The following is an 18526-nucleotide window of genomic DNA, read 5'->3' as shown; positions in this document are numbered from 1 at the left end:
CGGCCGCCGCACCAGTGCCAGCACTGCCAGCCCACCGACCGCGCCCATCACCGCCGCCGCCAGGAACACCGACTGGAGCCCGGAAGCGAACGCCGCGTGCGCCATGTGCTCCAGCGCCGGCCGCTGTGCCGGTCCGCCGGCCGCCACCACGCCCTCGGCCTGGCCGGCCGCCAGCGCGTCGGCGACCGGCACCGGCCGCGGGACGCCCGAGCCGCGCACCGACGACGTCAGCCCGGCGTGGAACACCACTCCGAGCACCGCGATGCCCAGCGCGTTCCCCAGCTGCCGCGCCGTGTTGACCGCGCCGCTGGCCATGCCGGCCCGCTGGTATCCGACCGCGGCGACCGCCGTCGACACCAGGGTCGGCGTGGCCAGCCCGACGCCGACGCCGCTGATCGCCAGCCCCGGGACCAGCACCGTCCAGGTCGAACCGGTGCCGACCGCCATCTGCGCCGCCGACCCGGCCGCGATCAGCAGCAGCCCGCCGCCGATCATCAGCCCGGGCGGGACCCGGTCGGCCAGCAGCCGGCCGCCCAGTCCGGCGGTGAGGAACGCCGCGCCGCTCATCGGCAGGAAGCACAGCCCGGCCGTCACCGGGCCCATGCCCAGCGTCGACTGGAGCCACAGCGACTCGTAGGCGAAGTACGAGAAGGCCGCACCGGACAACAGCAAGGCGCCGATCATCACGCCGGTGAACGTCCCGCGCCGGAACAGGCTCAGGTCCAGCATCGGCGCCTTCCCCTTCAGCTCCACCACGATCCAGGCCACCAGCGCCACGCCGGCCCCGCCGAACACCCCGATCGTGCGGGCCGAGCCCCAGCCGTAGTCGTTGCCCTTGATCAAGGCGTACGTCGCCAGCCCGGCCGCGGCCGTGAACGTCACCAGGCCCGCCAGGTCCAGACCGGCCCGGCGCTGGCCGCGGGACTCGCCGACGTACCGCAGCGTCATGGCCACCGCCAGCACGCTGATCGGCAGGTTGACGAAGAAGATCCAGCGCCAGTCCAGGTGCTGGGTCAGCAGCCCGCCCATGATCGGCCCGGCGGCCGCCGCGGCGCCGCTGACCGCGCCCCAGACGCCGAAGGCGGTGCCCAGGTCGCGCCCGGAGTACAGATGGCTGATCAGCGCGACCGTGGTCGCCAGCATCGCCGCGCCGCCTATGCCCTGCACGGCGCGGAAGGCGATGAGCACGCCGGGGTTGTCGGCCAGGCCGCAGGCGAGCGAGGCGCCGGCGAAGACGACCAGCCCGGCGACATAGAGCTTGCGGTGCCCGGCCCGGTCGCCGAGCGAGCCGGCGGCCAGCAGCAGCGCGGCCAGCACCAGGGCGTAGATGTCCATGACCCACTGGAGGTCGGCGAACGAGGTGTGCAGGCTCCGGGCCATGTCGGGCAGGGCGACGGTGACGATGGTGACGTCCACCAACAGCATGAACGTCCCCAAGCAGACCGCGACGAGCGGCAGCCACTTGCGCATGGGGTCCTCCTTGAGGACGCGTCGGGATCGATTGGTCTTGCTCGACCATTGCAGGTGGCGGCGGGAAAAACGGACTTGGATGGCGATCGTCGGTGCTTTTCAATGATTGACACGGCTGCCATGATGGATTTCCATGACGATGCAGCAGCCGGGCGCGGCCCGCGACGGGCCGGCCGAGGAGTTCGACCTGCTCGACCGGCAGCTGGCCCAGGCCCTGATGCTCGACGGCCGGGCCTCGTTCAGCCGGCTGGCCGAAGTGCTGGGGGTCACCGACCAGACCGTGACCCGCCGCTACCGCCGGCTGCGCGGCGAGGGCCTGCTGCGGGTGATCGGGCTGCCGCTCGGCAACCGGGTCGGCCTCTACGAGTCCCAGATCCGGGTGCAGTGCGTGCCCGGCGCGGCGGCCGCGATCGCCGACGCGCTGGCCCGCCGCCCGGACATCGGCTGGGTCAACATCGCCGCCAGCGGCACCGAGGTGTCGTGCATGACTCGCTCCCGGTCCCGGTACGAGCGCGACTCGCTGCTGTTGGAGAAGCTCCCGCGCACCCGGCAGGTCACCGGGGTCTCGGTGAAGTCGATCATGCACGCCTTCGTCGGCGGCCCGGGCGGCTGGCCCGGCATGACGATCGGGCTCGACGCGGACCAGATCGCCGCGCTGCACCGGGACTTCCCCATGGTGCGCGGCGAGTTCGAGCTCGACGACGCCGACCGCGCGCTGCTCGCGGTCCTGGCCCGGGACGGCCGCGCGCCGTACCCGGAGCTGGCCGCGGCCGTCGGCAAGTCCGAGTCGACCGTCCGGCGCCGCCTGGAGCACCTGATCGACGACGGCGTGGTCTACTTCGACATCGAGTGTCAGGCAGCGAACATGGGCTTCCACACCGAGGCCCTGCTGGTGGCGGCGGTGGCCCCGTCGGACCTGGACGCGGTCGGCCGCGCGATCGGCTCCCACCCCGAGGTCCCGTTCGCGGCGGCGACCACCGGCGCCACCAACCTGATGGCGGTCGTGATCTGCCGCGAGCTGGAGGACCTGTACGAGTACGTGACCGGCCGGCTCGGCGCGATCAAGGAAGTCGGGCCGCTGGAAGTGGTGCCGGTGCTGCGCACGGTGAAGCGCGCGGGCCTGCTCACCGACGGCGTGCGGCTCTACGACCCGCCGGAGGCTACGTACTGAGCCGGTGCGGTACTGATTTCAATGCACTGGGTGCCGAGCCGGTGTGCTGTCTAGGAGATGGGAAACGGGGCCGCGGATTTGTATCCGCGACCCGGTTAGGGCGTTAATCAGCGTGGGTCAGGCCTCCGGCCCTTCGGACCCTGACTCGACCTCGACCTCGGCCTCCGGCTCCGTCCACGCCAGGTCCGCGACCGCCGCGTCGAACTTCGTGATCGCGGCGTCCACCGTGGCCTCGTCGCCGCCCGGGCCGGCCTGGCCGGTCAGCGCCAGCGAGAGCCAGCGGTGGTCCGGGTCGCCGGCCACCGGGACGACGTACTCGATGTGCCGCGGCCGGGGCGTCGGGATGTCGCCGTCGTCGTCCTCGTCGTCCAGGTCCTCGGCCGCCGGGTCGATCCCGGCGCTGCGGTCGATGCGCACCGCGGGCATCCCGGCGATCACGCCGGTGCGCGCGGTCGGGTTGGAGGCGGCGACCCGGGCCACCACGTCGGCCGGCTCCGGCACGGCCGCGCTGGGGATCTTCACCTCGGAGGCCATCACGGTCAGCGCCGGTACCGGCCCGCCGCCGGGCGTCGGGATGTAGAAGTCGATGCCGCCCTTGGCCCGGCCGGCCAGGATCTGGGTGCCCAGCCGGCCGGCGATCAGGCCGCGCCCGGCTTCGGCGGCGTCGGCCGGGACGGCGGCGAACACCGTGTCCAGGAAGGCGTTGACGTCGGCTTCGGCGTGCTCGTCCAGGCGGATGCGGGTCCAGCCCGCGCCCAGATCCAGGCGGTAGTTGATGGGTTCGCTGTTCGCGGTCTCGGCAGCCGTCGGCATGGTGCAGTTCCCCCGCGCTTGAAGGTGTTATGACAGCTTTCGAGTCTACAAAGGCGAACACGTCAGCGGTATCCCGTTCCCGTCACCGTTCCCTCGTGCGGCCTCGCAGCGGATGCGGCCCCGGGTCCGGGCTTGCAGGCTCGGACGGGTGGCCGCCGCCCGGCGACCCGCACGTCAGAGCGAAGAGAACAGGACGGTGCCGCTTATGCGCACGCTGCCTTCCCCGGTCCGGCCAAGCGACCCACGCGACCAGGCGATCGAACGCCGGTTCCGACACGGCACCCCGATCCGGTGACCGGCATACGCGGGCCGAGGCTGCTCCGGGTGGGTACGGCCGCGGCGATGATGCTCCTGTCCGCCGCGGCCGGCCCGGCCGCGGCCGACACCACCCCCGCGCCGGCGGACGGCGTGACCGTCGCGGTCCTGGGCGGCGGCACGCCCGCGGACGAGCACGCGGCGATCGACTACACGATCGAGGTGCGCGACGCCGGGAGCGTGCCGTATCGGCACGTCGACGTGACGGCGATGCTCCCGCCCGGGTTCCACGTGGTGCGGGCCAGCCCGGCCGCCGCGTCCGCCGCGGGTCCGGCGTCGATGCCGACCTGGACCGCGGACCTGGTCCCGGGCCGGTCGGTGGACATCCAGGCCCGGATCGCCGCCGGCACGGTCCAGGACCTGGCCGAGGCGCCCGAGCCGCTGACCGGGCCCAGCGACGTGATGGACGGTTCCGGCTCCGGATCCGGCGGCATGGCCTGGTACTCGCTGTCGGCGTGCGCCCAACGCGGCCCGGGCGACGTCCCGGTCTGTAGCCTGTCGCGCCAACTGCTGGTGAAGACCGACGACGACACCCACCAGGGCGTCGAGGCGATCGTGCTGATCCTCGGCGTGCCGCTGATGGCCGGCGGGCTGGCCTGGTACGGGTGGCGCGCTTGGCGGGAGCCGGAGACGGTCTGAGGGCATGGCGCGCGCACGGCCTGCGCACGGCCTGCGCGCACACCAAGGCCGCCGGGCGAAGTTCGCCCGGCGGCCCAGGAGGGGTGTCGCTCTACGGACTGCTCAGCGCGCGACCTGCGTGTTAGTGCGCGACCTGGGTGGGGCGCGCCGCCGGCTCGGTCACCACGTGCCCGGTGACAGCCGCGTGCCGCTTGGCGGCCAGCGTCCCGGTCCGGCCCAGCAGCATCGCGATGGCCATCACGACCAGGGCGTCGGTCAGCGCGTTCACGCCGATCTGGTGCTGGACCATCCACCGGCCCAGCTGGTCGTTGAACCAGTGGTTGGAGCCGTACACGAACAGCAGCCGAGCGCCGATGACCACGGTCCACAGCGCCGCGTAGGCGTAACCGGAGTGGGTGTAGATGAGGCCGTCGCCGGCGTCCCGCCGCACCTTCAGCAGCGCCGCGGCCGCCAGCCCGAGCAGCAGCCCGAGCGCCGCGCCGGCCAGCTCCAACAGCAGTCCGTTCCCCGAGGTGGCCGGGTGCTTCACGTACAGCGGCACGATCACCGCGGCGACGATCGCCGGCCGCAGCAGCCGCATCGTCCCGATCTTGCGCCGTCCCAGGTCGGTGCCGAGCACCGAGGCCAGAACCGCTATGTTCACGATCCACACGCTGGCATCCATGATGTTTTCCCCTCTCCCACCTGCCGGTTTCTTGCTGACGATCTGAGATTCGCAGCCGGCCGGTTGGAATCGCTTCCATCCGAGGGTGGAAGGCGGGTGGAACGTGGGTGGGGTGCGGGTGGAGCTGATCTTGCGGTACTTGAACACCGCTGACCTGCGCGAATTGACCGCGCTGTAGCCGCATCGGGCGTGGACGCCGCTCCGGCTGGCGGCCACGGTTGCGAGGTAAGACGGATCGTCTTACACTCAGCCCATGGCAGAAACCATCACCATTCGCCCCGACGACGAGACTTCCCACGCGCTCGACATACTCACCCACGACGGCGCGAGCCGTTCGGCTGCCATCCGTCAGGCAGTCATCGAGGCCGGGATGCGAGCCGAGCGCGCTGCCGCGATGAAGCGCGCCATCCTACGCATGGATCTCGGGGAACCCGACGGCATCGACATCGCGCAGCTCATCGCAACCGGTCGCGAGGACGAACGCTGAGATGGCGGGTTCGATCTATCTGGACTCGGCCGCGATCGTCAAGCTGGTACATGCCGAGAACGAGACCCGCGCGCTGCGCGCGTGGCTTGACGAGCACATCGACGCGCCTTGGACCAGCTCGACATTGCTGGAGGTCGAGGCCTTCCGAGCACTGGCGCGCTACGCGCCCGAAGCGGCGTCCCGGCTACACCCTGTGCTCGACCTGGTGAACCTCGTCGACATCGACGCCGGGATCCGCATCCTGGCTCAGACGGTCAGGCCGGCGACCGTGCGGTCGTTGGACGCCGTCCATCTGGCGACAGGCTTACGGATCCAGCCAGAGTTCTTCATCACCTATGACAAACGCCTGGCCGACGCGGCGCGGGAAGCCGGTCTCGCAGTCGAGACACCGGGAGCCTGAGCTCCGGCGACATCGAAGCCCACAACCGCAGACTCGTCGGCGCTGACAACCGGGGGAAACGAGGATCGGCCCGTCGTTCAAGCCCGGCCGGCCCGACGGCGGCGCAAGCACACCGACGGCGTCGGCGAATGCCCTACGCTGGGCAGCAGGCTTCACATCAAATACGACGAGATGAGCGGTGCGATCCTTCGGCGAGAAGTGCCTGCGTCGCGCCCGATTATCGAAGGACATGTAGTGACTGAGCAGGGAACGCTCGAAGCGATGCTGGCCGACGCGGAGGGCCGGGCCGAGGCCGCGTTGAAGGCGGCCGGGGCGGCGACCACCCAGCTGCGCAAGGCCCGGGCGGCGGCGAAGACCGGGCAGCTGCGGGATCTGCGCAAGGCCCTGGCCGCGGCCCAGACGTCGTCCGCGACGTTGACCTGCGCGGTAGCCGACCTTCAAGGCGGCCTCGACCTCGAAGAACAGCAGTACCTCGCGTCCGGTGAGTATACCAAGGAGCTGCTGCAGGCGGCCGCGGACGCCGGGGTGGCGATCTTCGAAGAGGACGACCGGCTGATGTGCTATCCGTCCCTGCTGCGGGTGCTCGCCGTCGACGCGGCGGTGGAGGTCGACAAGGTGCGGGAGCGGCGGATCCGGCCGTCGGTGCTGGTCGGGCTGCTTGCCGCGACGCAGGAGCGGGCGCCGCGGTTCAAGCCCGAGGGCTTCCTCGACAGCCTGCGCGGCGCGTACGAACTCGCCGTGGCCGGGTCCGGGAAGACTGCCGACTCGGTGGTGCGGCTGCTGGACGTGTGGTCGGTGCTGACGCTGCTGCCGGGGCAGTCCCGGGAGTACTCCAAGCAGGAGTTCGCCCGCGACCTGTATCTCCTGGACCAGAGCGGGGTCACGTCCACGGCGCGCAGCGCCCGGCGGCTGCGCTGGTCGGCGAGTACCGGGACCAAGAGCTCAGGTGTGCTGACCACGGTCGCGCGCAGCGGCCAGCAGCAGCGGTACTGGGGCGTGTCGTTCAGCCTGGCCGAGGAGCAGCGATGAGCCTGCTCGTCCCGGTTCAGCGCGGCGAGTTGCTCGGCGGCGGCGGCAGTCACCAGGTGGACGCATATCTCGACTTCGTGGCCGAGGAGTATCTGCGTACGTACATCGCCTGCGGCGGGGCCGCGGTCAAGCTGGTGGCGTCCGGAGACGGCGACGCCATCGGGCGGTTCGGCGCGGGTTTGGCCCAGACGGGCGTCGCGAACGGCTTCGTGTGCGTGGCCGTGGACGCGGCGCAGACCCGCGTCCACCTGATGGATCAGCTGTTGTTCGCGGTGGCGCGGCAGATCGACTGGATGGATCTGGCCGGCCGGGTGCTGGGTCAGGCGTACGAGCGGACCGGGTTCCCGGCCGCCGGATCGGCTCCGGCGGAGCTGACCGTGGCCGCGGTGGCCGCCCGGCACGGCATCGACGAGATGGAGCTGTACCGCAGCCTGCGCCGGACGCTGGAGTCCACGGTGCTCAGCGACTCGTCGCTGGCCCATGAGTTCCGCGTGGCGATGCTGCGACTGTGCCAGGCGCTCACCGGCCACGTCGATATCGTGGAAGCCGACCGGCTGACGGTGATCTCCTGGCTGCACGGCGAGAAGGTGCCGGCCGCACAACTGCGGGCGGTGCTGCTGCACAGCAGGATCACCCGGTACAACGCCCGGCCGGTGCTGGCCTCGCTGACCCGCTGGATCCGCAAGGCTGGCCGGTCCGGCCTGGTGCTGCGGCTGGACCTGGGGCGCGTCGGGGTCGTGCAGCGACCGCCTATCGAGCAGCGCGAAGGGCTGTACTACTCCAAGCCGGCGGCGCTGGACGCATACGAGCTGCTGCGCCAGCTGATCGACTCCGCCGACGAGCTTCCGGGACTGTTCACCGCGGTGATGCTGACCCCCGGCCTGGTGACCGATGAGCGCCGCGGGCTGCCCGCCTACAGCGCGCTACAGCTGCGGGTCGCCGACGAGGTGCGGGACCGCAACCGCGCCAACCCCTACGCGGCGCTGGTCCGGCTCGACGCACGGCAGGAGACCACGCGATGACCACGGGTGCGATGGACACCGGTGCGATGGACACAGCCTCGGCCGCATCGGTTCCGACCGCGTCAACGAGGGTTCCAACCGAGTCGGCGAACGTTTCAGCCCCGTCGACGGGCGTTTCGGCCGACTCGCTTCGGCATCGCCGTGCGGTCGAGGCGTTGCGCGCGGGTGTCCCCAGCTCGGACGCCGTCGCGCTGCTCGGTTCCGGGCAGCCTGAGATCGAGGACGAGTTCCTCGCCCTGCTCGGCACGGCGCGGGAGGGTACGGCGGCCGGGATGCTCGTCGGCGGCGGCTTCGGCTCCGGCAAGTCGCACCTGCTCGAACACCTGACACAGCTGGCCCTTGCCGAAGGGTACGCCGTGAGCCGGGTCGTGGTGAGCAAGGAGACTCCGCTGCACGACCCGGTGAAGGTGTTCCGCGCCGCGGCCGAAAGCGCCGTGGTCGCCGACGGGCACGGACCCGCGATCAGCGAGGCGGCCGAACGGCTGGATCTTCAGGGCCCGGCCTACGCCGAGCTGCTGCGCTGGGCCATGTCGCCGGCCGCGGGGCTCAACGAGCGCTTCGCCGCTTCCTTGCTGCTCTACGCCAAGACCAGGGACCGGGATCCCGAACTGGCCGAGGAGATCGTCCGGTTCTGGTGCGGCGATCCGCTCGGCGTGGCCCGGTTGAGGGGCGGGCTCAAGGCCGCGGGCGAGGGGAAGGCCGACCTGTCCCCGGTGACGGTCAGGGCCCTGGGCGCGCAGCGGCTGCACTTCGCCACCCGGCTGCTGGCCGCCGCCGGCTGCGCGGGATGGCTGGTGCTATTCGACGAGGTCGAACTGATCGGGCGCTATTCGGTGCTGCAGCGCGCGAAGTCCTACGCCCAGATCGCCCGCTGGGCGCGCGGCCGACACGGGGTGCCGGGCCTGCCGCTGGCCGCCGTGCTCGCGATGACCGACGATTTCGAGGCCGCGGTCCTGACCGGCAAGAAGGACAAGGACGCCATCCCGGCACGGCTGCGTGGCTCGGTGGCGGCGGATGCCGTCGAGCTGGTTGCCGACGCCACGCTCGGCATGCGCGTCATCGACCGGGAGATGAAGCTGCTGACACCCCCGGACGACGTCGAGCTCGACCGGGCCTACGCCAAGGTCAAGGAGCTGCACGGGACCGCGTTCGGCTGGAGTCCACCGGACATCGAGGGTCTGGAGCGCTTGGGCGCCACCCGGATGCGCCAGTACATCAGGGCCTGGATCAACGAATGGGACCTGGTGCGGCTCGACGTGGCCTTCGTGCCGCGGACGGTCACGGTCGACGTCGCCAGCGACTACCGCGAGGACAAGGACCTGGAGGGCGGCGCGCAGGAGGAATCGGAGGAGGGGTGAACCAGTCCGCCCTGCCCGCCGCGCATGCGCTGTTCGTTCCCGGCGATCCGGCCCGCCTGGGCCGGTTCGCGCTGTGGGGCCCCGATATCGGGGACGACGACGGCGATGTCGACCTCCTGGAGATATTCCACGGCCCGGCGTCGGACGTGCGGAAGCTGGCGACACCGGTTCGCTATCTGACCATCGCCGAGGCGCTGCCGCTGCTGCTGGCCGACCGGGACAAGAGCCCGTCGCTGGCAGCGTGGTCGGCCGCCGCCCGCACGGGGCTGCACCTGGTCGCCGGCGGTCTGCTGCGCCCGGCGGTCACGGAGGGCGGATACGGCCTGTGGCGGATCGGCACGTTGGCGAACACCGACGCGCAACTGCTCGACGAGCACGCCGACGCGCTACCGCCGGAAGGCTACGCCCAGGCTCTGCCCGGCGCGTGGCCGGCTGTTCGCGTGCCGGAGCCCGCGACGCTGGTGCGGGAGCTGTGGGACGCGCTGGCCGACACGTTGGCCCGCGAAGTGGCACCGGGCGAGGATGACAGCGTTCACGCAGACCCACACCCGTTCGCCGCATGGGCCCCGGCGAGAGTCCGCGGCCCGCGCGGCTGGCTGCGACCAGCGGGGGACGCGCGGCTGGTCCTGCGTGTGGTGACGCCGCTGTCTTCCGGACAGAGCCGCCGGGGGTCCGGAGCGCGGGTCGGGGTGTTCGGGGCCGGAGCACCCGAGAATCGCGAAGCGGATGATCCTTGCTGTCTGCTCCAGCCGTGGCTGCGCAGCACCCTGGACCCCAGCCTGTGGATCAAAGCTGAAACCCTCTGGGACGCCCCCGCGGTGGTCATGGCCCGTTTCGGCTCGCACCCCGAATCGGCGGCACTCGCCGCGCTGCGCCGCGGCGCGCGAATCTGGCCGCCGCTGGCCGCGATGCTGGAGACCGCGGTACCCGGACCGATCAGCCTGCCGGACCGGCTGTTCGAGGAGTTGCTCGACCACTGGCCGGTGCTGTCGGCCGCGGACATCGAGGTGCGGGTTCCCACCGAGCTGGTCACGGCACCGCTGGAACCGCAGGCGGTGGCCGCCGCACTGGAACCCGACGCCGACGCCTTCTTCGGGCTAGCCGATTTGCTGCGCCTCACCTGGCGGCCGGCCGCCGGCGGTGACGTCCTGACGGAGCAGGAGCTCGCCGAGCTGGCCGCGGCGAAGACGTCGCTGGTGCGCCTCCGCGGGCGGTGGGTGCGGCTGGACGCGGCCACACTGCGCCGGCTACGAGCCGGACGGGGTCCCCTGACCGCTGCCGCGGCCCTGGCCGCCACCCTGGAAGGCGGCCTGGATCTGGACGGCGAATGGGTGAGATTTGAGGCGACCGGTGACTTGGCGGCCCTCGGCAGCCGCCTGACCGGGGTGTCGCCGGGAGCCGCCCCCGCGCCGGTCGCCATCCCGACCGCGCTCAACGCCATCTTGCGCCCCTATCAAGAGCGCGGCCTGGCCTGGCTCGCCGCCATGGCCGAACGCGGACTCGGCGGGTGCCTCGCTGACGACATGGGCCTGGGCAAGACCATCCAGATCATTGCGCTCCACCTGCACCTGCACCGTGGCGGCCCGCCCGATACCCGGGGACCCACCCTGGTGGTGTGCCCGACTTCGCTGCTCGGCAACTGGGAGCGGGAGGTCGCCCGGTTCGCCCCCGGCACCCCAGTCCGGCGCTACCACGGCACCGGCCGGCATCTGGCCGGCGTGGCTTCCGACGAGATCGTCCTGGCCACCTACGGCCTGTTGCGCACCGACGCCGCCGCGCTGGCCGAGGTGTCCTGGGGACTCGTCGTCGCGGACGAGGCCCAGAACGTCAAGAACCCGCTCGCCTATACGACCCAGCAGCTGCGCGCACTCCCAGCCGCTGCTCGGATCGCGCTGACCGGCACCCCGGTGGAGAACCGGCTTACTGAGCTGTGGTCTGTGCTGGACTGGACGACGCCGGGCTTGCTCGGACCGCTGGCCGACTTCCAACGGCGACTGGCCGGCCCTATCGAACGCGATCGCGACCCGCAGGCCGCCGAACGGCTTACCCGGCTGACCCGGCCGTTCCTCCTGCGCCGGCGCAAAGGCGACCCGGACATCGCCCCGGAGTTGCCGGCCCGGACCGAGACCGACCGTCTTGTGCCGCTCACCGCCGAGCAGGCCTCGCTGTACCAGGCAGTAGCGGATCACGGGCTGGCCGAGATCCAGATGAATCCGCACACCAATGTACGCGCCCTGGTTCTACGACTGCTCACCTCGCTCAAGCAGGTCTGCAACCATCCAGCACAATATCTGCACGAGACCGGTCCGCTGCCGGGCCGGTCCGGCAAACTCGACGCCCTGGACGACCTGCTGGAGGTGATCCTGGCCGAAGGGGAATCGGTCCTCGTCTTCAGCCAGTACGTCCAGATGGGCACGCTGATCGAACGGCACCTGGCGGCCCAGGACATCAAGACCCTGTTCCTGCACGGCCGAAGCCCAGACCGGGACGCGATAGTGGCCGCGTTCCAGGCCGGAGCCGCCCCGGTCCTCCTGCTGTCGCTCAAGGCTGGCGGCGTCGGCCTGAACCTGACCAGGGCGACCCACGTAGTGCACTACGACCGCTGGTGGAACCCGGCGGTCGAGGACCAGGCCAGCGACCGCGCCCACCGCATCGGCCAGCAGCACCCGGTGCAGATCCACCGCATGGTGACCGAGGGCACCCTCGAGGAGAAGATCGCCGCACTGCTGACCTCGAAGCGGGAACTGGCCGAGACCGTGATCGGCACCGGCGACGCCTGGCTCGCCAACCTGTCTACCGCCGAGGTCGCCGAGCTTGTCAAACTGGGCGACAAGGGCGGTCATGGCTGAACTGGCGAGCCATCGCGAGCTCGGCCGAGGCCGCTGGGGCGCCCGATGGCTGGAAGCACTGGCCGACCTACCCGGCGCCGTCCCCGCACAACTGATCCGCGGCCGCGCCCTCGTCGGCGCAAACCGAGTCGGCGACCTACGCATCGGACCTGGAGTCGTCAGCGCCCGCATTCAGGACGAGCGCCCCCTCGACTACCCGGCAGCGGTCACCCTCCCAGTCCTGGACGACGCCACCTGGAACCGGCTGACGGACATGCTGGCCGCGCAGGCCGCGCACCTCGCGTCCCTACTGGCCGCCGAAGCCCCCGCGATCGACCCCGCCCCCCTGATGCCCGGCCCCGGACAGCTACGCACCGTCTGTACCTGCGAGGACCGCGACCGACAGCCGTGCAGGCACACAGCGGCCCTGTGCTATCGGATCGCCACAGCATTCGACGAGGACCCCTTCGGCCTACTCCTCTTACGAGGACGCACAAAGCCACAGGTACTCACCGCACTACGAGACCGCCGAGGAGCGGTCAGCTTCGACCCGACCACGCCAGGTCGACTCGCCCGCGACGCCTACCGCACCTCCCCCGGCCCGCTCCCAAGAGCCATACCGCGGCCCCGCCCCATCGGTTCGGGCCCGCTCACCCCATCGCTCGCCCACCCACCGACCGCGTCCGGTCTGACGGAGTCGGAACTGGCAGAACTCGCCACCCACGCAGCCCGACGTGCACGCGAACTGCTGGGCGATGACTTCCACGATTCCCGGCCGCCATAGCCGCCATAGGCCAGTATGATTACGAATCATCGCGGTCCCCGACGCACTGTGGGCCATCCGCTGCGTCATCGCCGAGGTCGACTCCAGGGACTACCACCTGAGCCCGGAAGACTGGAAGCAGACTCAAGAACGTCATGCGATGCTCATCACGCTCGGCTTCGCCGTCCTCCACTTCGCGCCGACCCGCATCAAGGCCGACCCCGAAGCAGTCCGCGCAGAAATCATGGCAGCACTCACCGTCAACACAGACCGGCGCTGGCCGCGATCGGTCGCCACCACACGCACTGACGACACTCCGATTCCGAGCCGGCCGAGCGCTGGTTGACAAGTGGTGCCCGCGCCCAGCCGCTGTGCTATTGCTCGAAGCCCAAAAAAATCGGGTTCATCCGATAACTACCGGATGAACCCGATTCGTACTATTTTGTGGACCGAAGGGGAACGGATTCCAGGGGTGTCGGGCTCACTGCCGCCCGAGCTGATCCGCACTCAGCCCCAGCAGCTCCAGCGCCACCCGGTAGTCGTCGAACCCGGCCCCGTTGGCCAGCCCCAGGCTGATCGCCGTCCCGATGGCGTCGGCCAGCCCCGCGACCGTCGATCCGTGCCCGCCGGCCATCAGGTGCACCTGCGGCGGCCGGTCATCGGGCCGGACCACCGTCACCCGCCCGGCATACCCGCCGACCAGCATGCTGACCGTCTCCGACGAACGCTGACGCGGTAGCCTGACCTGGGCCATTGCGCGGCTCCTGAGGGTGTGGGCGCCAAGGGCGGGGCCCCGGCGCGGACCGATGGAAGAGGGCAGGCTATCGCCCGGCACCCCCGTTTCCGCGGATGGCAGAGTCTTGACCCGGACGCCTGGCGTGGGCGCTGTTCCTCAATATCTCAGCGACCTGAGATGCAACTCTCCCTACATACGACTCGCCCTCAGCGCAGAAGCTCCGCCGGCACCTCGAAGACCGGGTTCCGGTAGAGCTCGCTCACTGCGGCGGGGTCGTCAGCCGCGCAGACCGCGGCCAGTTCGTCCAGCAGCGCGTCGTAGTCCTCGCCGGTGCGGCCGGCGTAGGCCTCGGTCATCCGGCCCCACTCGTCCCAGGGCAGGCTCTCGACTTTGTTCAGGGCCGCGAGGTCCTTCACCGCGTTGCCGCGGATCTCGGCCGGGCCGAAGTTCTCGGTGCCGTGGACGCCGAAGGTCGCGCCGTCCACCTCGCCCCGGCGGTAGGCGGCCCAGGCCTCGGCGCCGGTGAGGAAGTCGCCGGGCAACAGGTCGTGCGCGTGCGGGAGCACGGTGCCGCCGAGGACTTCGGCGTCCAGGCGGATCCAGCGCTCGCCCGCGGCTCCGTCCTCGGCGCCCACCGCCCCGCCCCGATATTCGATGACCCAGTGGTCCAGTGCCTGCCCGGGCTGGAAGTACGTCGCGAACCCGCAGCGCACCCGCGCCTGGATCCCCGCGTTCCGCAACAGCGCGCAGGCGAGCACGGCGAAGTGCCGGCACGTCCCCACCACCCGCTTGTCCGCCTCGCGCCCCGTGCTCAGCGGCGCGGCGTCCACCGCCATCAGCCGCTCGACGAGCGCGGCCGCCGGCCGGATCTGGTTCTCCGCGAGCCGGTCGGCGCCGATCCCCGCTTGCGGGGCCTGGTGCGGTTGGATGACCAGCCGGGCGACGGGCCGGCACACACCGACCGGATCTGTCGCGATCCCGCGCAGCGCGGCCGGATCCACCGCGCCCAAATCAGTGAACGGACCCGGCGACCGGTAATCGATGAGGTTCCCCATGCCGTCGATGCTAGCTCTCTTCAGCAGGACCGATTCAGCAGGTCAGATCACGGATCCGCGGGTCCGGCCGGTCCCGTTCCAGGAAGTCCACCAATGCCGCCGTCACCTCGTCCGGCCGCTCCTGGTGCACCCAGTGCCCGGCGTCCAATCGCAGCACGCCGCGCAGCTGCGGCACGGCGTTCGGCAGGTCGTCGATCAGCGCCGACGCGTGGCGGCCGAAGGCGTCCCGGGTGCCGTGGATGAACAGCGCGGGCGCCTCGACCGGCGCGCGGTGCCAGGGCGCGGTCAGCTCGTGGTTCCGGTCGAGGTTCCGGTACCAGTTGAGCGCGCCGGTGAAGCCGGTCCGCTCGAAGGTGGCCACGTACGCGTCCAGGTCGGCGGCGTCCAGCCAGTCCGGGATCCCCTTGTCCGGCAGGCAATCCAGCCATCCGCCGCCTTCCGGCAGCACCGGGTCCCACGGCTCGGAGCCGGAGCCGAACACGCCGCGGAACGTCGCCCCGACATCGCGGGCCAGTTCCTCCTCCGCCGGACCGTGTTCTTGGAAGTACTGCATGTAATAGTGCTCGCCGAAACGCTCACGCAAAGTCGACAGCAGACTGATATCCCCACGCGGAACATACGGCACGCTCATGCCCACCACGGCGCGCACCCGGTCCGGCCGCATCAAAGCGGTGTCCCAGGCCAGCATCGAGCCCCAGTCGTGCCCGACCAGCGTCGCCCGCTTGATCCCGAACGCGTCCAGCAGCCGCACCACGTCCCCGACCAGATGCAGCACCGAGTACTGCTCGACGTCCCGCGGCCGCGCGGTCTCCCCGTACCCGCGCAGATCCGGGGCCAGCACGTGGTATCCGGCCGCGGCCAGGTCGCGCACCTGGTGCCGCCACGAGTGCGAGTAGTCCAAGAATCCGTGCAGCAGAACGACATCCGGCCCGGTGCCGGCCTCGACGACGTTCATCCGAAGCCCGCCGACGACGAGCGACCGCTTGTTCATGCCGCCACGGTACCGAGCACCGATCGGCGGCTTCGCCGAACGCGGAAAACGGTTGCCCGGGCGGCGATCGAGCCGGCGCGCGGAAGGTGAGGAGTAATCACATCCAGCCGTCTCACCTTGTAGTTCCATCTGGTCGCCCGACCACTGCCGCCGCCGGGGTCGAAATCAGAGGTCTCCATAAAGACCGCTAAAGGTCCGCCCGCCGGCGCTGCCGGTTTTCCCAAGTCTTTACGTAGCGAAGGTGTCCGTACCCGCCGAACCCCGCCAGGCTGAAGCCGTTGCGTAACCGATCGCGGGTTCGCGCGTTGGTGAGGGTGTGGGTGGGAACTTGTGTACGGAGCCTGGGCCGCCGGGCGGGTCGTTCACCGGCTCGCCGTCCGGTCGCCCCCGCGGACCCGGCCCGGCGGCGTATGATCCGGCGCTGAGATGCGCCCCGCGACCCGGCCGGCCGGCGGTGCCCGCGACACCAGCGCGCATCGGCGTGAAACCCTTATCCACGCCCTCAGATATCGCCGCGTACCGAGCCCCTGATGTAATGGGTTCAGGGTCGATCATGGACCATCTTTGTCAGGTTTCTGATATGTTCTTCGAATTCAGGCCGGTATCCACTTCGTAATCGCTTAGGAACGTAGGGTTGGCATATGGCTTCCTCATCTGCTCGCAGCCGCAGCCACACCGGCGGTGATGACCGGTGACCGCGGCCGACCGCGTCCAGGAGGCGGCGCGGGGCGGTCACGGCACGCCGGGCCGGCACTCGGCCTTCGGTGCCGCGCCCGAGGGCCGGCCCGGCGGCCGGCGGCCGACCGCCTGGGTCGTGGCCCCCTCGGTCTGCACGGCGGTGTTGGCGGCCGCCGCCATCGTCATCGTGGTGAACGGCGCGCAGTCGGCCGGCTACCACATAAAGAGCGGCCCGATGGCCGCGGTCTGGGTCCTCGGCGGCCTGATACTCGCGGTCGTCGTGGCCACCCTCGCCTTCGCGGGGCGCCAAGGCGGCGCGACCGAGATCCAGACCCTCCCCGAATCCGAACGCCGGCCGGCCCCGCAGCCGATGCCGCAACCGCAACAGCCGCAGCAACCGCGGCAGCCGCACCAGTCGCAGCCGCAGCAAGCTCCGCCCCCGCCCCCCGCGCCGCGCCCGCAGCAGGCGCCGCCGGCGATGGCCCCGCAGGTCGTGGCGAACGCCACCGAGGCGGCGGCGACCCTGGCCGGCGCGGCCAAGGCCACCAGCCCGATCTCCGTCTCCGACGAGGGCGTGGACCTGCAGGTCATCTTCGCGCAGCTGGTCCGCCGGCTGCTCACCCTGGTGCTCCAGCAGATCAACCGGCTCGACGAGTTGGAGAACGAGGTCGAGGACCCCAAGCTCCTGAAGTCCCTGTTCGGCATCGACCACCAGGCCACCCAGGTCCGCCGCTACGGCGAGAACATCGGGGTCCTGGTGGGAGCGCTCCCCCAGCGGCAGTGGACGCACCCGGTGCCGGTCACCGTGGCCCAGCGCTCGGCGGTCTCCGAGACCCCGGACTATCCGCGTGTGCAGGTCATCCCGCGCGCCCCGGGCCGGATCCACGGCCACGCCGTCTCCGACGTCATCCACATCCTGTCCGAGCTGGTGGAGAACGCCACCAACTACTCCAACCCGACCACCAAGGTCACCGTGGGCGCGCACCGGGTCTCCGCGGGCCTGGCGATCGAGATCAACGACCACGGCATCGGCATGGAGTCCGAGCAGTTCCGGCGTCTCAATACCCTGCTTCGGGACCCGTCCGGGGCCAACGTCCGGGACCTGCTCTCGCAGGGCCGCATCGGGCTGTCCGTGGTGGCCAAGATGGCCCAGCGGCACGGGATCGCCGTCGAGCTGGCCCCGAACGTCACCGGCGGCACCATGGCCCTGGTGGTGATCCCGGACGCGCTGCTGGCCGTCGAGGAGCTGCCCGCCGACAAGGGCCGCCAGCCGCGCCGCGGCGTGGACACCACGCAGCTGCCGGCCCGCCCGGCGCTGGCCCCGCTGCCGGACACCCTGCCGCAGATGTCGACCACCAGCGCGGCCCCCGGTTCGGCCGCCTCGCTGTCCCCGGTGAACGCCTCGACGCCGCCGCCGCTGCTCTCGCCGGCCACCGCCCAGGTGCCGCCGCTGCCGACCTCGCAGGGCTCGCAGGCTTCCCAGGCTTCCGGTTCGCAAGGTTCGCAGGGTTCGCACGGTCTTCAGGCGTCGCAGGCGTCGCAGGCCTCGCAGATGTCCGCCGGCGACGGTGACGAGACCGTGCGCGTGCCCCCGGTCTCGGACTGGACCGCGGTCCCGCCGCTGCCGACCTCGCCGGCCGCCGCGCAGGAGGCCGCGCAGTCGGGCTCGTCCTGGAACGTCGCACCGCCGTCCGACTACTCCCGCCCGGCCGCCCACGGCCGTCCGTCGGCCCCGGCCGAGCCGCGGTGGCCGTCCACCACGCCGCCGATCGCGACCAGCGGCGCCACCCCGGTCCAGGCCGCGCCGGTACCCCGCCCCACCGGTGCCGGCGCGTACACGCCGCCGTCGAGCGCTCAGTTCCCCGGCTCCGCCGACGCCTCTTCCAGCGGCCAGCACGCCGGCCCGGGCACCGCCGCGGCCGAATCGTCATCCGGCCGGTACTCCGGCTTCGGCTCGGCTCCGGGCGACCCGGAGAATCAGTATCCTGGTTCCGGCTCGGCCGACCCGTCGTCGTCCGGCCGGTACCCCGGATCGGGCTCGGGCTCGACCGACTCGTCCTCCGCCGCCCAGTACCCCGGCCAGTCCTCCGGCGGCACCGCTTCCCAC

At 71.5% G+C, this 18526-nt stretch carries 17 protein-coding genes; 11 read left to right on the top strand and 6 right to left on the bottom strand.

Going from position 1 to position 18526, the window contains the following annotated elements; all coding sequences use genetic code 11:
* The coding region (locus tag IZR01_RS38150; protein ID WP_194926693.1) for an MFS transporter at positions 1 to 1470 on the bottom strand (1470 nt) is incomplete at its 3' end.
* A 133-nt stretch (positions 1471 to 1603) separates the two neighbouring features.
* On the opposite strand from IZR01_RS38150, the gene IZR01_RS38145 reads away from it, so the two are divergent.
* Positions 1604 to 2641, top strand: coding sequence for an Lrp/AsnC family transcriptional regulator (locus IZR01_RS38145; RefSeq protein WP_228555784.1), 1038 nt, complete (start codon positions 1604 to 1606; stop codon positions 2639 to 2641).
* A 117-nt stretch (positions 2642 to 2758) separates the two neighbouring features.
* Here IZR01_RS38145 and IZR01_RS38140 read toward each other — a convergent pair whose 3' ends face one another.
* Entirely contained in the window at positions 2759 to 3454 is a 696-nt protein-coding gene (locus tag IZR01_RS38140; protein ID WP_194898358.1) for a hypothetical protein, read from the bottom strand.
* Positions 3455 to 3745: 291 nt separating this feature from the next.
* Between IZR01_RS38140 and IZR01_RS38135 the strand changes: the two genes are divergently transcribed.
* Positions 3746 to 4408, top strand: coding sequence for a hypothetical protein (locus IZR01_RS38135; RefSeq protein WP_194926692.1), 663 nt, complete (start codon positions 3746 to 3748; stop codon positions 4406 to 4408).
* A gap of 121 nt (positions 4409 to 4529) precedes the next feature.
* On the opposite strand, the gene IZR01_RS38130 is transcribed toward IZR01_RS38135, so the two are convergent.
* Entirely contained in the window at positions 4530 to 5072 is a 543-nt protein-coding gene (locus IZR01_RS38130) for a hypothetical protein (RefSeq protein ID WP_194898356.1), read from the bottom strand.
* A gap of 253 nt (positions 5073 to 5325) precedes the next feature.
* Here IZR01_RS38130 and IZR01_RS38125 point away from each other — a divergent pair, with 253 nt between their 5' ends.
* From IZR01_RS38125 to IZR01_RS38095, 8 genes are all read left to right on the top strand, one after another.
* Complete coding sequence (locus IZR01_RS38125; RefSeq protein ID WP_194898355.1) at positions 5326 to 5559, top strand: hypothetical protein; 234 nt, start codon at positions 5326 to 5328, stop codon at positions 5557 to 5559.
* A 1-nt stretch (position 5560) separates the two neighbouring features.
* A complete protein-coding gene (locus IZR01_RS38120) occupies positions 5561 to 5959 on the top strand; it encodes a type II toxin-antitoxin system VapC family toxin (RefSeq protein ID WP_194898354.1) in 399 nt (132 codons plus the stop codon).
* Between the two features lie 234 nt (positions 5960 to 6193).
* On the top strand, positions 6194 to 6988 hold the full coding sequence (locus IZR01_RS38115) for a hypothetical protein (protein WP_194898353.1): 795 nt from the start codon (positions 6194 to 6196) through the stop codon (positions 6986 to 6988).
* On the top strand, positions 6985 to 8010 hold the full coding sequence (locus tag IZR01_RS38110) for a BREX system ATP-binding domain-containing protein (protein ID WP_194898352.1): 1026 nt from the start codon (positions 6985 to 6987) through the stop codon (positions 8008 to 8010). Before IZR01_RS38115 ends, IZR01_RS38110 begins: the two co-directional genes overlap by 4 nt.
* Entirely contained in the window at positions 8007 to 9368 is a 1362-nt protein-coding gene (locus tag IZR01_RS51465; protein ID WP_323747224.1) for a BREX system ATP-binding domain-containing protein, read from the top strand. Before IZR01_RS38110 ends, IZR01_RS51465 begins: the two co-directional genes overlap by 4 nt.
* Positions 9365 to 12217, top strand: a complete 2853-nt coding sequence (locus IZR01_RS38105) for a DEAD/DEAH box helicase (protein ID WP_323746642.1) — start codon at positions 9365 to 9367, stop codon at positions 12215 to 12217. Before IZR01_RS51465 ends, IZR01_RS38105 begins: the two co-directional genes overlap by 4 nt.
* Entirely contained in the window at positions 12210 to 12980 is a 771-nt protein-coding gene (locus IZR01_RS38100) for an SWIM zinc finger family protein (protein ID WP_194926691.1), read from the top strand. Before IZR01_RS38105 ends, IZR01_RS38100 begins: the two co-directional genes overlap by 8 nt.
* 25 nt (positions 12981 to 13005) lie before the next feature.
* The gene (locus IZR01_RS38095; protein ID WP_194899538.1) at positions 13006 to 13305 is read left to right on the top strand and encodes a DUF559 domain-containing protein; all 300 of its coding nucleotides are present in this window, start codon (positions 13006 to 13008) and stop codon (positions 13303 to 13305) included.
* A 135-nt stretch (positions 13306 to 13440) separates the two neighbouring features.
* On the opposite strand, the gene IZR01_RS38090 is transcribed toward IZR01_RS38095, so the two are convergent.
* The 3 genes from IZR01_RS38090 to IZR01_RS38080 form a co-directional block, all read right to left on the bottom strand.
* Complete coding sequence (locus IZR01_RS38090) at positions 13441 to 13713, bottom strand: hypothetical protein (RefSeq protein WP_194899537.1); 273 nt, start codon at positions 13711 to 13713, stop codon at positions 13441 to 13443.
* Between the two features lie 188 nt (positions 13714 to 13901).
* Positions 13902 to 14750, bottom strand: coding sequence for a transglutaminase-like domain-containing protein (locus IZR01_RS38085; RefSeq protein WP_194899536.1), 849 nt, complete (start codon positions 14748 to 14750; stop codon positions 13902 to 13904).
* A gap of 34 nt (positions 14751 to 14784) precedes the next feature.
* A complete protein-coding gene (locus tag IZR01_RS38080; RefSeq protein ID WP_194899535.1) occupies positions 14785 to 15741 on the bottom strand; it encodes an alpha/beta fold hydrolase in 957 nt (318 codons plus the stop codon).
* Positions 15742 to 16432: 691 nt separating this feature from the next.
* Between IZR01_RS38080 and IZR01_RS38075 the strand changes: the two genes are divergently transcribed.
* Positions 16433 to 18526 (top strand): ATP-binding protein (locus IZR01_RS38075; RefSeq protein WP_194926690.1); only part of this gene is annotated, 2094 nt, incomplete at its 3' end.

It is taken from the genome of Catenulispora pinisilvae, from assembly GCF_015356865.1.
GTDB classification, from domain to species: Bacteria; Actinomycetota; Actinomycetes; order Streptomycetales; family Catenulisporaceae; genus Catenulispora; species Catenulispora pinisilvae.
Note: the sequence above shows the minus strand (reverse complement) of the source record. Positions and strands in the feature narration are given on the sequence as shown.